At 53.8% G+C, this 17215-nt stretch carries 15 protein-coding genes; all 15 read right to left on the bottom strand.

From position 1 onward, the window contains the following. Positions 1-9 precede the first annotated feature (9 nt). The 15 genes from glnA to miaB all read right to left on the bottom strand — a co-directional run bounded on the left by glnA (position 10) and on the right by miaB (position 17084). Positions 10-1347 (bottom strand): type I glutamate--ammonia ligase, encoded by a 1338-nt coding sequence (gene glnA / locus CHM34_RS00570; protein WP_094262646.1) that lies wholly within the window; start codon positions 1345-1347, stop codon positions 10-12. 41 nt (positions 1348-1388) lie between these two features. Beyond that, the gene (locus tag CHM34_RS00565) at positions 1389-1796 is read right to left on the bottom strand and encodes a MerR family transcriptional regulator (RefSeq protein WP_094262645.1); all 408 of its coding nucleotides are present in this window, start codon (positions 1794-1796) and stop codon (positions 1389-1391) included. 290 nt (positions 1797-2086) lie between these two features. After that, on the bottom strand, positions 2087-2566 hold the full coding sequence (locus CHM34_RS00560; RefSeq protein WP_169713509.1) for a DUF456 domain-containing protein: 480 nt from the start codon (positions 2564-2566) through the stop codon (positions 2087-2089). 21 nt (positions 2567-2587) lie between these two features. Next, positions 2588-3868, bottom strand: coding sequence for a methionine gamma-lyase family protein (locus tag CHM34_RS00555; protein WP_240511800.1), 1281 nt, complete (start codon positions 3866-3868; stop codon positions 2588-2590). A 16-nt stretch (positions 3869-3884) separates the two neighbouring features. Beyond that, on the bottom strand, positions 3885-5165 hold the full coding sequence (gene hflX, locus CHM34_RS00550) for a GTPase HflX (protein ID WP_094262642.1): 1281 nt from the start codon (positions 5163-5165) through the stop codon (positions 3885-3887). Positions 5166-5198: 33 nt separating this feature from the next. Continuing rightward, positions 5199-6170, bottom strand: a complete 972-nt coding sequence (locus CHM34_RS00545) for an AAA family ATPase (protein WP_094262641.1) — start codon at positions 6168-6170, stop codon at positions 5199-5201. Positions 6171-6293: 123 nt separating this feature from the next. Next, positions 6294-6539 (bottom strand): RNA chaperone Hfq, encoded by a 246-nt coding sequence (gene hfq, locus CHM34_RS00540; protein ID WP_094262640.1) that lies wholly within the window; start codon positions 6537-6539, stop codon positions 6294-6296. A 39-nt stretch (positions 6540-6578) separates the two neighbouring features. Next, positions 6579-7544 (bottom strand): tRNA (adenosine(37)-N6)-dimethylallyltransferase MiaA, encoded by a 966-nt coding sequence (gene miaA / locus CHM34_RS00535; RefSeq protein ID WP_094262639.1) that lies wholly within the window; start codon positions 7542-7544, stop codon positions 6579-6581. Beyond that, positions 7501-8292: a class I SAM-dependent methyltransferase gene (locus tag CHM34_RS00530; RefSeq protein ID WP_094262638.1), complete on the bottom strand. Its 792-nt coding sequence runs from the start codon at positions 8290-8292 to the stop codon at positions 7501-7503. Before CHM34_RS00530 ends, miaA begins: the two co-directional genes overlap by 44 nt. After that, positions 8292-10217 (bottom strand): DNA mismatch repair endonuclease MutL, encoded by a 1926-nt coding sequence (gene mutL / locus CHM34_RS00525; RefSeq protein WP_094262637.1) that lies wholly within the window; start codon positions 10215-10217, stop codon positions 8292-8294. Before mutL ends, CHM34_RS00530 begins: the two co-directional genes overlap by 1 nt. Continuing rightward, positions 10210-12846, bottom strand: a complete 2637-nt coding sequence (gene mutS, locus CHM34_RS00520) for a DNA mismatch repair protein MutS (RefSeq protein WP_094262636.1) — start codon at positions 12844-12846, stop codon at positions 10210-10212. Before mutS ends, mutL begins: the two co-directional genes overlap by 8 nt. A gap of 122 nt (positions 12847-12968) precedes the next feature. Next, positions 12969-14351, bottom strand: coding sequence for a putative amidoligase domain-containing protein (locus tag CHM34_RS00515; protein ID WP_169713508.1), 1383 nt, complete (start codon positions 14349-14351; stop codon positions 12969-12971). A 135-nt stretch (positions 14352-14486) separates the two neighbouring features. After that, positions 14487-15068, bottom strand: coding sequence for an outer spore coat protein CotE (locus CHM34_RS00510; protein WP_240511799.1), 582 nt, complete (start codon positions 15066-15068; stop codon positions 14487-14489). A 119-nt stretch (positions 15069-15187) separates the two neighbouring features. Further along, positions 15188-15610, bottom strand: coding sequence for a YlbF/YmcA family competence regulator (locus tag CHM34_RS00505; protein ID WP_094262634.1), 423 nt, complete (start codon positions 15608-15610; stop codon positions 15188-15190). 1 nt (position 15611) lies between these two features. Next, the gene (gene miaB / locus CHM34_RS00500) at positions 15612-17084 is read right to left on the bottom strand and encodes a tRNA (N6-isopentenyl adenosine(37)-C2)-methylthiotransferase MiaB (RefSeq protein ID WP_094262633.1); all 1473 of its coding nucleotides are present in this window, start codon (positions 17082-17084) and stop codon (positions 15612-15614) included. Between the last annotated feature and the right edge of the window lie 131 nt (positions 17085-17215).

Raw genomic sequence — 17215 nt, 5'->3', positions numbered from 1 at the left:
TCCAACGACTCAGTAAAGGGACATATACTGTTCCCGTTCCCAGGGATGAACTTGAGTACGGAACATATCCCATTCGATCTCCTTGGCTTCTACGAAATGGGTCAGGGCGTGTTCACCGAGGGCCTCCCGGATCACCTCATTTTTCTGCAACTCGTCCAGGGCGGCCTTCAAAGTCGGCGGCAAGCTCTCAATCCCTGCGGCTTTCCGCTCCTCTTCATCCATCACATAGATGTTGCGATCGGTTTCCTTGGGCAGTGCCTGCTTGTGTTTAATCCCGTCCAGGCCTGCCTTCAACATCACCGCCAGAGCCAGGTACGGGTTGGCGGAGGGGTCGGGGCTCCTAACCTCGATCCGGGTTGACAACCCCCGGGAAGCGGGAACACGAACCAGCGGGCTGCGGTTGGTTGGGGACCAGGCGACATAACAAGGGGCTTCAAACCCTGGAACCAACCGCTTATAGGAGTTGACCAACGGATTGGTAACAGCGGTAAACGCCTTGGCGTGCTTCAAGAGCCCGGCCAGATAGTGTCGAGCGGTTTGGGAGAGTCCCAACTCATCCTGATCGTCGAAGAAGACATTCTCCTTCCCCCGGAACAGGGACTGGTGGGTATGCATTCCCGAGCCGTTCACACCGAACAGCGGTTTCGGCATAAAAGTGGCATGCAACCCATAGCGACGGGCGATGTTTTTGACAACCAGCTTGAAAATCTGAATATTGTCAGCGGCGGTTACGGCGTCGGCATATTGGAAATCGATCTCGTGCTGCCCCGGCGCCACCTCGTGGTGGGACGCTTCCATTTCAAAGCCCAATTTGTCCAAGGTGACCACAATATCCCGGCGGCAGTTTTCACCGAGATCCAAGGGCGCCAAATCAAAATAACCGCCCTTATCGTTCAAATCCAGAGTCGGCTCTCCCCGTTCATCGGCTTTGAACAGGAAGAACTCCGGTTCCGGACCGACATTGAAGGATGTGAAACCCATCTCTTCTGCTTCTTTGATCACCTTTTTCAGAATCCCGCGCGGATCACCGGCAAAGGGTTCCCCGTCAGGGGTGTAAACATCACAGGTTAAACCGGCGACCCTCGAATTTTCACTACCGCCCCAGGGATAAATAATCCAAGTGTCCAGGTCGGGGTAGAGGTACATATCCGATTCTTCAATCCGGACAAAGCCTTCAATGGAAGAACCGTCAAACATCATTTTGTTGTCCAGTGCTTTTTTCAGCTGCCCTTTGGGGATTTCCACGTTTTTGATCGTCCCCATCAGATCGGTGAACTGAAGACGGATGTATTCCACATTATGTTCCTGGACGGATTTGAGAATGTCTTCCTTCGTAAACTTGGCCATTCTTATTTCTCCCCTTAAATCAGTGATGAAACGGTGTGGAATTAATGAAAAAACCTTGACAACTCTCCGCGAATCAGATGGCTTTGGTTCGGTCGGGCACTCAGCTCGCTCAACTGTCGCTTTAACAACTTGTGTAAATCAGCATCGGATAGATTCGGACGTTCCGCCTTCTCCGGGCGGGGCGCCGAACGGGACAGAGTCTCCGGCTCTCGACCGGACAATACTTCTTTGACACCGGCGATGTTGATCCCCTTTTCCATCAAGGATTTGATATGAAGCAAACGGTCTACATCGTTAAAAGAGAATAACCGCTGTTTCCCCTTTGACCGCGCCGGTTTGATCAGTCCCTGCTGCTCATAGTAGCGCACCTGACGCGGAGTGAGCTCCGTCAGTTTCGTTACGATCCCCATGGAAAAGAGGGGCATGTTCCGACGGATGTCATCGCGCATCAGCAGGACCTCCCTTTCCCTTCATTGTCTTTATTATATATATGTCAGTTTATATAGTCAATGAGTGTTAGAAAAAATAACATAAAAAGTTGTCATCTTTTCTAAGGGCCGTTCCACCCCTCGGATAATATATCTTACTATTCAAATTTCGGAGGTGAGGGGAGCGGTGTGATCGGCGGATCCTTTGCGTTTTTTGCAAGAGATCGCACACAATCACACCGGTCCGGTACCCGGCGATGGATGGATCAGCACAGACAGAACGCTCTCGGAGACAGGCGGATGTTTTTCTTTCAAATGGCCAAAAGGATAAACCAGACAATCATACCGATCATGAGCAGACCTTTAACGAAAAGGCCCCCCAGGAATCCGACCAACGTCCCGAATCCTGTCTTGAGAGCTTCCTCCCAGGACTTTTTCTGAAGTAACTCTACGATCATCACGGCCAGAATCGGTCCGAACAAAATTCCGAGGGGAGGGAAAACGATCCCTCCCACCAAGGCCCCGATCATCGCCGCCCCGATCGACCAGCGGGACCCTCCGTAAGTACGAGCGGCAATACCACCGGCGATATAATCGATCGCAAGGACAGCCGCCGTAATCAAGACGGCACCGATCCAAAACGAAAGCGTCAAGGAGTCGGAGTCGATGAGAAAATGATACAGCACAAACCCGAGTAACATCAGCGGGGAGTCGGGAAGAACCGGAAGAAGCAGTCCCGCAAACCCCGCGATAAACAACAACACAATGATCAACCACCAGATGATTTCCATTGGACTCAACATCACCTTCCATCATTCCTGGTCCAGGGAGAAGACAGCATTTGACTGTAACATGTGGTCCAAAGCATTCAAAATGCCGATCTTCACATGAGAAAACGTCAACCCTCCCTGCATATAAGCCCGATACGGAGGACGCAGGGGTCCGTCAGCGGAGAGCTCAATGCTTGCCCCCTGAACAAAGGTTCCCGCCGCCATGATCACCGGATCCTCATAACCGGGCATCGGTGAAGGTTCCGGACGAAGGCGGGCATCCACCGGCGATGCTTCCTGGATTCCCCGGCAGAATGCGACCAGCAAATCCGGATCTCCGAACTTCACCAGCTGGATGATATCCGTTCGTTCCCCGTCCCACCGGGGCGTTGTCTCAAAGCCGGCCGCTTCCAAAATCGCTGAAGCGAATACCGCTCCCTTAAGAGCTTCCCCCACGACATGAGGGGCCAAAAAAAAGCCCTGGTAAAAATCCCGCATATAGCCGTACGAGGCGCCCCCCTCCGCCAGGATTCCCGGGGCGACTAACCGTGCCGCTGCCCGATTCACCCACTTCTTTCGGCCGACGATATATCCGCCCGATTTAGCCAGACCGCCTCCGGGATTCTTAATCAGAGAACCGGCGGTTAAATCCGCCCCGACGTGGGTGGGCTCCTGATCCTCCACAAATTCCCCGTAGCAATTGTCCACAAAGATCACTGCGTTCGGTTGGATGGTTCGAAGGCGCCGAACCATCCCCTGGATTTGAGCAATCGTCAAAGAATCCCGTTCCGAATACCCTCTTGATCGCTGGATCGCGAAACACCGGGTCTGCGGACCGGCGGCCTCCCGAACCGCATTCCAATCGACTTCTCCAGAGGAAGTCAGCGGAACGGATCGATAAGAAATACCATAGTCCGCCAGGGACCCGGAACCATCCCGCTCGCGACCGATTACCTTTTCCAACGTGTCATAGGGAGGCCCCGTCACATAAATCAATTCCTCTCCCGGCCGCAACACACCGAACAGAGAGGCGGCAATGGCATGGGTCCCCGATACCATATGAGATCGGTAAAGGGCCGTCTCCGCCCCGAAGATATCCGCTACAATGCGCTCCAACGTTTCCCGCCCCAGATCATCGTATCCGTATCCCGTCGACGAAGACAGATGGTTTTCACTCACTCCCGCTTCACGATAAGCCTGTAGGAGACGCCACTGATGCTGATCCACCCGCTCCTCGATCTCCCGGATACGAGGAGCGATCCGCTGGAGGGCTTCCTCCGCCCATGCTTTCAGCCGTTCTGAATGCCTGAAATACTTGTACAATGTCACAACACCGTTTCTACTTTTGGGATTCATACACTCTGCGAATGCAGGACTTCATTTCGGAAGACATGCGCTCATAACGGCGAAGGGGGAGACGAAAGTCGATTCTCAATGTTAAACCGGACAACTCTGATTGAATTACGTCTGCGACGCGATATAGATCAGAGATCATCTCCCCCTTAGACACCGGGATTTCCGCTGAACCGTGCACCTGAGCCGCATGGAGCATCTCATCCACTTTGGCCGTCAACCGTTCCAGGTTCGAATCGCTGAAGGCGGAAATCCGGATCGATTCGCCTTCTGTCGATACCAGTTCTTCCCCTGCACAGTCCGTTTTATTGAACACTGTGAGTATGGGAATTTGGCTCGCGCCCAGCTCCTGCAGAACTCCTTCCACCGCTTCCATCTGCTCTGCGACTTCCGGATGATTGGTATCCACGACATGAAGCAAAAGATCCGCTTCCCGTACTTGTTCCAATGTAGAGCGGAAAGCCGCCACCAAGTGGTGGGGTAAGCGGCGGATAAAACCGACGGTATCCGTCAGGATCACCTTTTCTCCTGATGGAAGTTCCAGCAAGCGGGAAGTGGGATCCAATGTAGCAAAAAGCCGATCTTCCCTCCGGACACCGGCCCCCGTCAACCGGTTCAACAGTGTCGATTTCCCGGCGTTGGTGTATCCGACCAGGGCCAGCTGTAGCATATCCATTTTTCGGCGGCGGGACCGATGCAACTGCCTGTGCTTGGCCACCTGCTCCAGTTCTTTTTTGATATGATGAATCCGGCGGCGGATGTGTCGACGGTCCGTCTCCAATTTCTTTTCTCCGGGTCCGCGGGTACCGATCCCTCCTCCCAGACGGGAAAGTTCTTTTCCCCGTCCGGTTAGCCGAGGGAGGGTGTACTCCAGCTGAGCCAGCTCCACTTGCAAGATGCCTTCTTTGGTTTGCGCCCGCATTGCAAAAATATCCAGAATCAACTGGGTTCGATCAATCACCTTGCAAGGGAACGCATCTTCCAGGTTCGCCAATTGTTTCGGGGAGAGTTCGCGGTCAAAGATCACCAGGTCGATCTCCCGTTCTTCCACGATTCGGGCGATTTCCTCCACCTTTCCCCGGCCGATCATCCAGGAAGGATCAAAACGGTCGCGAATCTGCACCAGTCGGGTGATCACGTCCGCCCGGGCGGTATCCGCCAACCGCGCCAGTTCCGACAGAGACGATTCCGGCGCATAAGAGTCCTCTTTGATTCCGCAACCGACCAGGACCGCCCTTTCTCGGTCGAAGGTTTCACTGATTGTCATGGATCCTCCTCACACTTCAAACGCTGTTCTGTCTCAAGTATACCACGAAAAGGCGGAGGAGTTTTCGGATTGCGGAAACTGCAAATCCTCCGTCCGCAGTGTCATCAACTCCTCCCGGGTAACATAGCGACTTTTCAGCAATCGGACCGCCTGCAGCCGGACCGCCTGTTCCACAATATTGCGCACATATCGGGCATTCCCGAAAGATTCGTGTCCATGCCGGGCTTCCTTGGACAAATGAAGGCGCAGTTTTTCCTTCGCCGAAGGGGAAAAACGATACTGCCTTTGTTTTACCATCCCCTCGGCGATTTGCAGCAACTCATCAATGGTGAAATCCGGGAAGCTTAAATGAACCGGAAACCGGGAAGGCAGCCCCGGGTTGGAACGGAGAAAACGTTTCATCTCGCCGGGATAGCCTGCCAAGATCAACACAAAATCGTTTCTGTAATCTTCCATGGATTTAACCAGTGTATCGATCGCCTCTTTGCCGAAATCCTTTTCTCCACCTCGGGAAAGAGCGTAGGCTTCATCGATGAAGAGGATTCCTCCCAAGGCCCTTTTGACGTGTTCCCTCGTCTTCTGAGCCGTGTGACCGATGTATTCCCCGACTAAATCGGCCCGCTCCACCTCGACCAAGTGCCCCTTCGAAAGCAGGTTCATCTCTTGTAAAAGGCGCCCCATGATCCGTGCGACCGTGGTTTTACCCGTACCCGGATTCCCTTCGAAAACCATGTGAAGCACTTGGCCCTCGGCATTTAAACCCGCCAGCCGGCGTCGGCGGCTCACCTCCAGCCATGCGTACACTTCGTGAATAAAAGATTTAATCTTCGACAACCCCACCAGGCGATCCAATTCCTCCAGACACCGTTTAAGGGGAAGATGCCCTTCATCATCAAGGGAAGGTCCGAAAGAAAAAGAGGAGGGCATCGGAGCCTTCCCTCTCGCCTCATGATCCAGCACGACGTGAATGCGATTGGGTTCCTGGGTGATTACGCGGCTCGCCATGGTTGTCACCTCTTCATCAAGTTCCGCTCACCTCAATATACGCAGGAGCCCATTTATTGGTGAACCGATACCGAAAACACCACCGGGATAAAAAGATAAAAACCAAGTGGAGGCCACTTGGTTTTAGCTTTCCTTATTCGCTTCATCATTGGACATCAGCGAAACCGCCCGAGAGGGTGTGAAGGTGGAAATCGCGTGCTTGTAAACCATTTGCTGTTTGCCGTCACTGTCGATGACAATGGTGAAATTATCGAAACCCCGCACCACCCCGCGCAGTTGGAAACCATTGACCAGATAAATGGTTACAGGAACTGAATCTTTACGAATTTGGTTCAGAAACGTATCCTGAATGTTAATCGACTGCTTCAAAATATGTACCTCCTAAGTACGTTTTGGCATTAGTTTACTCTATTCTTTGTACCGAGGGAAGTTTCCTGCTACCAGCTTTCGAATTTCTTCCTCGAAATGGGGCTTTGTCACATCAAACCAATGAATCATCTTTAATCGGCGAAACCAGGATAATTGACGCTTGGCAAATTTTCTCGTTCGCCGCTTGATCAGTTGCACCGCTTCCTCCTGTGTGATCTCCCGATCCAAAACCATCGCGATCTCCTTGTACCCCAAAGCTTGCATGGAAACCAAATCCCCCCGGTAGCCCCGCTCCCTCAAGGAAACCACTTCCTCCACCAGTCCTTCTTCGATCATCCGGTCCACCCGTTGTTCCACCCGCTCATACAAGAGCTCCCGAGGCATGGTCAGACCGATCCAGCAACTATTATACGATGTCTGTGCCCGCTGTTGAAACCGGGGGGGTTGTCCCGTTGCCCGATAGATCTCCAAGGAGCGGATGATTCGTCTCCGATCGTTAGGATGAAGGCGGGCGGCGGTTGCTTCATCCACTTCCCGAAGGCGCCGATGGAGAGCCTCATTTCCCTTTTCATCGGCCAGCCGCTGCATCCTCCGGCGAAACTCCGGATCTTCCTTGACCCCGGGCAAGCGATAACCGTGGGTGACGGACTGAATATAGAGGCCTGTCCCTCCCACCATGATCGGAAGATGCCCCCGGTGCTGAATTTCGCGGATCGCTCTTTGAGCCCGATGCTGAAATTCATCCAAGGAAAAGGGATAATCGGGATCCACCAGATCGATCAAATGATGGGAGGCTCTTTCGCGTTCCGCCGGTGAGGCCTTAGCCGTTCCGATATCCATATACCGGTAGACCTGCATCGAATCCCCCGACACAATCTCGCCCCGGAACTTTTCCGCAAGGTCCAGACTAAGAGCCGTTTTTCCTACAGCCGTGGGACCGACAATCACCAAAAGATCCCCCTCATTCCCCTTTCCGCCGGGAAACGTCGATAACGCCGAGGGCATAGGTAGACGCCTCCTTTACGATGCAAAAGCCCAGCCTTTCAAATTCGGGGCTTCCCTTTCGCTCTTTCAGAACAACCCGGCATGCGGCCACCCGCATCGCTTCCCGGACGGAAGCCTCATCCAGGGGATCGGGATTGGCGATCACCCGGAGGGACTGCATCGATTGAGATCGCTGTACCGTCTTGCGAAACATCGGGTCAAACAGAATCACATCAAACTCCCCTGTTCGGCACCGAGGCAAGAATTCGCGGTAATCAGCACAAACCACCTGCACGGAACGCATCGCCCTCATCAACCGGGGGGATTGAAACCGGGCGGTTTCCAGTCCCAATTCCACCAGGGCGGCCACTACCGGTTGGCTTTCCAATCCGATTACTTCTCCGGAGTCCCCCACCATATGCGCGGCAACGATCGCATCCGAGGCCAGCCCCAGTGTACAATCGAGAATCCGCTGCCCCTTCCGGAAACCGGCGGCGGCTACCAAACCGTCGGGCTCGCCTCGGGTCAACTGCTTTAATCGAATAGCCGCCGTACCGGGATGGAAGAAAAACTCATCCCCATCCCGATCCTGCCACCAGGCGGATCCACCGGAGACGACCACTGCATCTCGGGCACCGCTGTCGGCCAACAGGCGGGCAAGGGATCGTTTGTCCCGCTCCACCACCGAAACGTTCAAGCGGCGGGCGATTGCCGCAGCCAAACGACGATCCTCGTCCCGGACTTTACGGGAAGTTGTCACCACCGTCATCACATCACCCGTTTAAACATTTTCTCGATTTCGTAGGTGGAAAAATGAACAAGGATCGGTCGGCCGTGGGGGCAGGTATAGGGAGTACGGCAGGCCTGCAACTGCTTCAATAAGCTCTCCATCTCCTCCCTGTTCAGGTGACGGTTGGCCTTGATCGCCGCTTTGCAAGCCATCATTTTGGCTCCGTCGTCCCGCAAACGGTAGGTATCCACCTTGTCTCCGGATTTCATCCAATCGATGATCTCACGAATCAAATCCTCTTCGCTACCCGACGGAAACCACCGCGGATGGGAACGGACCAGGAAAGAAGTCCCTCCGAAGGACTCGATCTCGATCCCCACTTCGTTCATCTGCGAAAGGCGCGTTTGGATCAGCTCCGCTTCCGACGGAGTACATTCGATCGTTAGGGGAATCAGCAGAGATTGCTGTTCCCGGTCCCGTTCCCGCATCCGCTGTGAAAAAAGCTCATAATAAATACGTTCATGAGCGGCATGCTGGTCCAAAATGTAAAAACCGTCCTCCGATTGAGCGATAATATAGGTTCCGTGCACTTGTGTCAAAGGGGTCAAGTCGGGAAAGCGTTCCTCTTCCAACTCCCCCGACCTCTCAACTTCTTCCCGAGGAGAGGAGAAAGGTTTTTCAACCGGTTGCTCCTGCACCACAGTCGGAGGCGTCTCCTTCTTCCCTCCTTCCCGGTCTCCGCCGTCGGAAAAAGGGGAAGCGAAACCTTTATCCGGTACCGGGGAAGGAGACGCGGAAGAAGGTGTCAGCGAAGCAGGAAAAGCATGTCGGGATTCTTGAACCTTCTCCCCGGACGGAAGTGACTCGCCTGCGGAAGTGTCTGGCGCCGGCGGGGTCCAGTTCAACCGCTCCTGAACCGGCTTCGGAGCCGAAGAAAGGGGCCGGCCTTGATTGATTTCCGCCTTCGGGATCAACACTTCCCGCTGAAATAAATCTTTGAGCCCGCTTTCCACCAACCGGCACAATTCCTTTTCTTTGGACAGGCGAACTTCCAATTTGGAAGGATGCACATTGACGTCCACCAGCTTGGGGTCCATCTCGATGGAAAGGACCGCGATCGGATATCGACCGATCGGCAGTAATGTATCATAGGCCCGGATCACCGACTGGACCACGGGAATACTTCGAATATACCGTCCGTTGATGATTGTGGAGACATAGGAACGGTTGGAACGGGTCACTTCGGGACGGCCGACCAACCCGGATACGGTAAAATCCATATCCTCCCGGAAAAAGGACAACATTTTTCGAGCCACCTGTTTCCCGTACAAAGCATAAAGGACATGGAGCCGTTTGCCATCCCCGGGAGTGCGGAAAAGTTCCTTTTCCTTATGTTTCAGACGGAACGAGACCGACGGATGAGCCAAAGCGAGACGCCCGACACAATCAGCGACATGACTAACTTCAGTGTTGACGGTTTTTAAGTATTTCAAACGAGCCGGGGTATTGTAAAAAAGGTCTTCCACACGGACTTCCGTCCCTCGAGATCCGGCCCAATCCTCAGTGGAAAGGAGTTTGCCCCCTTTCAGGGTCACCCGGGTCCCGGGACCGTCACCTCCGTCAGTGGTGAACATCGTCAACCGGCTGACGGAGGCAATGCTGGGAAGAGCCTCCCCTCGAAACCCGAGGGAACGGATGGCGAACAAATCCCGTTCCCGCCGGATCTTGCTGGTGGCATGCCGTTTAAAAGCGGAAACGGCATCGTCCCGATCCATCCCCGCACCATTATCGGAGACGGTGATCGAACGAATCCCCCCTTCCTCGATCGTCACCTGAATCCGATCCGCTCCCGCATCCAGGGCATTCTCACACAGCTCTTTAACGACGGAAGCGGGCCGTTCCACCACCTCACCAGCTGCAATCTGATTCGCCAGCCGATCGTCCAACACTCGGATTTTACCCATCGGAACCTCCTTCTGCCGGACGTTTTTCCTTCAATCGACGTTGCAAATCATACAGGAATTGGACCGACTCCATCGGGGTGCGATTCATCAAGTCCCACTGGGACAGAGACCGTAAAACTTCTTCCTCCGCCCCGGACAGCGAAGAGGAGTCCCGGGCAGATGCGGTTTCCGCCGCAAAATGGAACAAATCGAGTTGCTGTGTCCCGGCCGTTTCCAATCGGCTCTCCAGGCTCTCCAGGAGAACGCTGGCACGCTGAATCACTCCTTGGGGCATTCCCGCCAGATGAGCCACATGGATCCCGTAACTGCGATCGGCTCCGCCGGGCTCCATCCGATGAAGAAAAACCACTTCCCCTTCTTTTTCCACACACCGGGCATTCACATTGACGACACGTTCCCATTCTTCTTCAAGTTGGGTCAGTTCATGGTAATGAGTGGAAAAAAGGGTTTTAGCCCCCACCTGATCATGAATATACTCCACAATCGCCTGAGCCAGAGCCATTCCGTCATAGGTGGAAGTCCCCCGTCCCACCTCGTCCAGCAGAATCAGACTTCGGGAAGTCGCCTGAGCCAATGCAAGACGGGTTTCATCCATCTCCACCATGAACGTACTCCGTCCTCCGACCAAATCGTCTGCCGCCCCGATCCGGGTAAAAATTCGATCGATCAGCGAAACTTCCGCCCGGCTCACCGGTACGAAGCACCCGATCTGGGCCAACAGGGCAATCAGGGCCACCTGGCGCATATATGTACTCTTCCCGGCCATATTGGGTCCGGTTATCAGCAGCACCTGACGCTCCCGATTATCCAGGTGGGCATCATTGGCCACAAATTCCTGCTCGCCGACAGCGGCTTCCACCACCGGATGACGCCCCTCTTCGATCACCAGCCGATCATCGGTGCGGATCACAGGGCGTACATACCGATACCGCTGGGAAACCTCAGCAAAGGAGTGGAGCACGTCCAACCGGGCCACTTGCTCAGCCAGCTTTTGAATCCGCGGAATCTCACCGGCGATTTTTTCCCGGACCCGGGTGAAGATCTGATACTCCAGCTCCACCGATTTTTCCTCTGCTTCCAGGATCGACCGTTCCCGTTCCTTCAACTCCGGGGTGACGAATCGTTCGGCATTGGCCAATGTTTGCTTCCGTTGATAACGCCCTTCCGGGAGCAGGCGCAGGTTGGCCTTGGTCACTTCGATATAATAGCCAAACACTTTATTGAAACCCACTTTGAGAGATTTGATTCCCGTAGCTTCCCGTTCCCGTTGTTCCAAGCGGGCGATCCAGCTCCTGCCGTCCTGCTGTGCCGAGCGGAGGCGATCCAGCTCTTCGTCGAACCCCTCCTTGATCACCCCCCCTTCTTTTACAGAAACCGGCGGATCCTCCACGACGGCTTTTTCAATCAGAGCCGATACATCGCCACAAGGATCCAACCGGGAACTGACTGCTTGCAAAGCATCGCATCCGGTACCCGCCAGCCGCCGCGAAAGCTCCGGAATCATCTTCAATGACCGGCAAAGAGAGACAAGATCCCGCCCATTGGCCGAACCGTAAGCGATCCGGGCGGCGAGTCGCTCCAGATCATAGACCCCGCGCAAATGATCCCGGATCTCCTCCAGGAGGATCAAATCATCGACAAAGGATTGAACCGCACTCTGCCTTTCTTCGATCTCACCGCGATCCAGAAGGGGCTTATCCAACCATTTTTTCAGGAGGCGGCTCCCCATCGCCGTAGCCGTCCGATCCAACAGCCACAACAGAGAACCCTTCCGTTTTCCGTCTCGAAGGGAAGCCGTCAATTCCAGAGTGCGACGGGCTGATTCGTCCAATACCATGTATTGACCGGTATCATAACGGGAAAGCCGGCTCATATGGCTCAACCCCCGCTTTTGTGTCCGTTGGAGATATCCCAACAGCAAGCCCGTTACTTCCAGAGTGATCGGGGTGGAACACGCCTCGCGGTAATTGGGAAACTGGCCGGACACCTGTTCCTCCATTCTGTCCCGGGACGGAACCTGTTCCGGGAGAAGAACCGTCACCACACTTCCCAGACGGACGGTGAGCTGTTCTCGGAGAGAAGAATCCCCGGAAAGCTGAGGGGCCAACAAGACCTCCTTCGGTTGGAAGGAAACCAGTTCATCGATGAGGTCTTCCGTTTCCCCCGCAAATTCCGTTACATAAAACTCCCCGGTGGACAAATCACCGGCGGCCAAGGCGAACCGGTCCTGGTGCCGTGTCAGGGCCGTTAAAAAATTGTTTTCCTTTTCCACCAGCATTTTCTCTTCCATCACTGTACCCGGGGTGATCACCCGGACCACTTCCCGACGAACCACCCCTTTGGCGGCGGCCGGGTCCTCCACCTGTTCGCAGATTGCCACCTTGTACCCTTTTTCAATCAACCGGCCGATATAAACTTCTGCCGAGTGATAGGGAACCCCGCACATGGGGATCCGCTCTTTCTCTCCACCGTCGCGGCCGGTCAACGTAATCTCCAACTCTTCCGCCGCTTTTCTGGCATCTTCGAAGAACATCTCGTAAAAATCGCCTAAACGAAAAAATAAAAAGGCATCGGGATAATCTGCCTTGATCGATAGATACTGTTGTATCATCGGAGTGTATTTGGCCACGGATCAGACCCTCCGAACCCTTGATTAAAAGTGTTTTTTCGCCTGATTGCGTGACTCTTATTTTACCACGGTATTCGCGAAAGGAACAAGCACACCGTTTTCAAGGGTCGATCACAACGAATCTAGCTTTCGCGGAAAGGAAGCTTCCATAGGACCCGGAAATCTCTGGACTCATCCCATGTTGATCGGGAAAAAAGCATCTCATACAAAGCATCCAGATAGATTTTGTATTTCCCGTATTCTCTTAGTGTCATCAGCTCTCCCCACAGCTGTCTGACCGACTCTCTCAACTTCTCTTTTTCTCCCCGGTAGTAGGCTTCCTGAATGTCATCATCGGACAAAGGATCAAGGGTCAGGTACGGATAACGGGAAGCGACAAGCTTGGCGACAGCCAATACACCCTTGGTCAGCGTCGGCGAAATCAGCCAACTGGGAAGGGTCCGGTATTCAAACCCGCCGTGGGATTGACGGCGGAAATCCCCCAAAAAGCCGTATTTCGGCCTTCTCCTTACTCCTCTGGGATCCTCGATCAGTATCAAAGGAAGGGCCAGATAATTGTCCAAGGCTCGAAGAAGTTTGAAATTGAGAGGAATGCCACTGAAGTGAATATGTCCCCCCAAGGGAAAGCCCGGATGGGGCAATGCGCCGGACAACCACTGAACAGACGAATCGTTCACCTTTTTGGCGGCCTGTATCATCCCCTGATACATACGAATCACCAGTTGCCGGGGCTCAATGCTGGGTCGGGGCCTTAATTCCACCAGCGGTTTTAAAGACCGGTTTTGGCCGTACCAGATGGCATCACACCCCACACGGCCGAAACGGGGAAAATACTCCGATGCCATCACCACCTGCCCCTTTTTCCGCCGCATGATAAACTCCGGATCCGCCCCCAGCATCACCTGATTCCAATCCGCTGCCATCAGAGGCAACCGGTGAATATATTGATGAATCGCCGATATAAATCCCGACTCCATCTCCGGATTGAGACGGGGAGAGGGATTCACATTTAACACAGTGATCACATTTCCTGGCTGAAGCGCCAGTTTTACCACTCCGTAGTCGAGTCCGGCGGCGTAAACAGCCCGAATCGCCGTCTCCTTGACCCGACGCGCTTCTCGAGTGTTTTCCTGAAGAGAGACCCGTCTGTACATTTCCCGATGTTGTCCTTTTCCATGGGCCAACCATATTCTTCGGGTGTTGGAACGGTACAGAACCAACACCCGGGTTTGAAATACGGCCGTGATATACTGTTTCAACAGAGTTGACCTGCCATCGGGAACTGAGATCCCATTTCGCTTCAAGCGATCCGCCCGATATTCGCCAGAACCAATCGCCTCCGCCGCCGACGGGTGATTCAGGGTGAGAACCGTTTCGGAATAGTTCATATCGGTCACCCATTGAAGGTGAATGGACGGAGCCAGAGTTCCTTTCGCAGTAATAATTTTACTGCGAATCGCTTGTTCATTCTTCAGTTGTTTGCCGTTCAGTTGGAGCGATTCCATAATCCATTCCCCTTTCCCCCGGTCCATCCGGCTTTACCCTTTGTTATGTTATGAATGCAGCCCGTTAGAGGTTAGCGACAAAAAGAAAATGGAGGCACCTGCCTCCACGGGGCGTTCTATGGAAATCCTGGGGGATTAATCGTTCAAATCATCAATCACCAGATCCGGATCCAAATCTTCAAAGTCCCGGGCGTCTCCTTCCGCCCCCATCTCTGAACCGACGAAACCTTTGTCGTCCCAGTCGTCACAATCGCCGGGGCATACAGCGACACAAACCTTCGTTTCCCCGATCATTTCCACATAAAATTCTCTTTCCACCCGCACCAGCACCGACCCATCCTGAGCGATCGTCGCTTCGATGCAGTTGGGTGGTTGTGTGGCCACTGCGCTGACCTCCGTTGTACCTTCGCGGACATGACTGTCAAAGTAGCTTAGCGGTACCTGTTCCACATACCGCACCGTCTGATTGGCCACCTCGGTTTTTGTGTTCCGGTTGAAGGAAAACCAGATATTGATGTCGTAGCTCCCCAACACTTCAATGGAATCTCCCACCCGGCTGGCCTCATAATGATGGTTGATAATCCAGCAACCCAGGATGCTGGAAATATTGTCGGGTGGTTGAATGGAGTGCGTCGCTTGGGAGAATTTACGACCTTTTCCGGTGACCGCTTTGGTAATGATTTGGCGGCATTGCATTCCGTTTTCTGTATTTGACACGATGCTCCCTCCTCCAAACAATCGTTCACTTCCATGTGTATGCAGGGCAGGAGTCTAGGGTGCTAAAAAAACCCCACGGAATCTCCGTGAGGTTTTTGCGAATCCTGGGCCAGCCACCGTTACTTGCAGCGGCAGGGACCGCCACTGCCGCAGCCCCCACCACCAACATCTCCGCCGGTTTCAACATCCAGCCGTTCCGAAACAGCACCTGCGACGATGCTCTGCAGTGTCTGTAACAGATCGTTGACTTCCACCTGGGTTTGCTGATACTCGCGGACGATCGGCAATTCGTCCATCTCCCGGTGAAGTCGGTCCAGATCGGCTTCCAATTGGCGGATATATTCATGCTTTTGATAGTGTTTGGCATGAACCAGCTCTTTTTGCTTCCGCTTGATCTCCTCGATCAAACCGTTGACGCGTCGACTGTTTTGAATCTGCTCCTCAGCGGAGCGAAACCGTTGGATCTCTTCTGTTTCCAACAGCCGACGGCCCAGTTGGGCGGCATGAACCAGAACGGGATGCTGTTTCTCTACTTGCGGCATATCAGCTTCCCACCTGATCCATCGGAGAATCCTCCACCCATTCGCCCTTCAACGTCCAGGTTCGCGGTTCGTCGATGCGCACTCGGGCAAACCGTCCCACCAAATGCTTCGGTCCCCGGAAATTGACCAATTTGTTGGTTCGGGTCCGGCCGGAGAGAATGTCGGGGTTTTTCTTGCTCTCCCCTTCCACCAGAACCTCTACTACTTCGCCGCGCAACGCCTCGTTTTTCCGGCGGCTGATTTCTTCCTGCAACCGGTTAAGCCGATGCAGACGCTCCTTTTTCACTTCCATCGGAACATCGTCTTTCATCCGGGCCGCCGGCGTTCCCTCCCGAGGAGAATAGATAAAAGTGAACGCCGAGTCATATTCCACTTCCCGCATCAGTGAAAGGGTATCCTGAAACTGCTCCTCCGTCTCTCCGGGATACCCGACGATAATATCCGTGGTCAGCACCACATCGGGAATCGCTTCTTTGATCTTGCGTACCAGCTCCAGATAATGCTCCCGGGTGTGTTTGCGGGCCATGATTTTAAGAATCCTATCGTTGCCGGACTGAACGGGCAAATGGATATGTTCCACTAGATTCCCTTTCTTGGCCAACACGTCGATCAGATGATCGTCGAAATCCCGAGGATGACTGGTCGTAAATCGAACGCGGGGAATACCGATTTTGCGAACATCGTCCATCAGATCGCCAAACCGGTACTCTCGATCCGTGAAATCCTTGCCGTAGGCGTTGACATTCTGACCGAGAAGAGTCACCTCCTGGTAACCCTTGCGGGCCAGGTCGCGGATTTCGGCCAATACATCTTCCGGACGACGGCTCCGTTCCTTTCCGCGGGTATAGGGAACAATGCAGTAGGTGCAGAACTTGTCGCAACCGTACATAATGTTGACCCAGGCTTTCAGACCATCTTCCCGTGCCTTGGGCAGATTCTCGACAATGTCCCCTTCTTTGGACCAGACTTCCACCACCATCTCCTTGCTCATCAGGGCTTCCTTCAACAGATGGGGCAGGCGGTGGATATTGTGGGTCCCGAAGATCAAGTCCACATGCTGATGCTTGGTCAGGATCCGGTTAACCACACCTTCCTCCTGGGACATACACCCGCACATCCCCAGCACCAGCTCCGGCTTCTCCGTCTTCAGCGTCTTCAACCGGCCGATCTCTCCGAACACCTTATCCTCGGCATTCTCCCGGATGGCGCAGGTATTGAGCAGAATCACCGAGGCCTCTTCCTCGGAATCCGTTGCTTCATAACCCATTAATTCCAGGATTCCGGCAATCGTCTCGGAATCGTGAACATTCATCTGACAGCCATAGGTTTTGATCATATACCGTTTCCCGTCGCCGATGCCTCGCATCTCCTCCGGGATGTGCTCAAACTGCAAAACAGAAACTTCTTGTTTTCCGCGCTTCTTGGCCGCCTTTAAATCCGGCCGGGTGAAATAGCGCGCCATCTCTTCATTCATCTATACTCAACACCTTTCCAGCGAGTGTGAGTGATCTATGCAATTCATTTATTATAAACGAAAACCGATTTCCCTTCAATGAAAGCGGATCTTTCAAACAAAAAAGCAACCGTCCAAGTCGCGGACGGCTG

The organism is Paludifilum halophilum, assembly GCF_002245355.1.
Lineage (GTDB): Bacteria > Bacillota > Bacilli > Thermoactinomycetales > DSM-45169 > Paludifilum > Paludifilum halophilum.
Note: the sequence above shows the minus strand (reverse complement) of the source record. Positions and strands in the feature narration are given on the sequence as shown.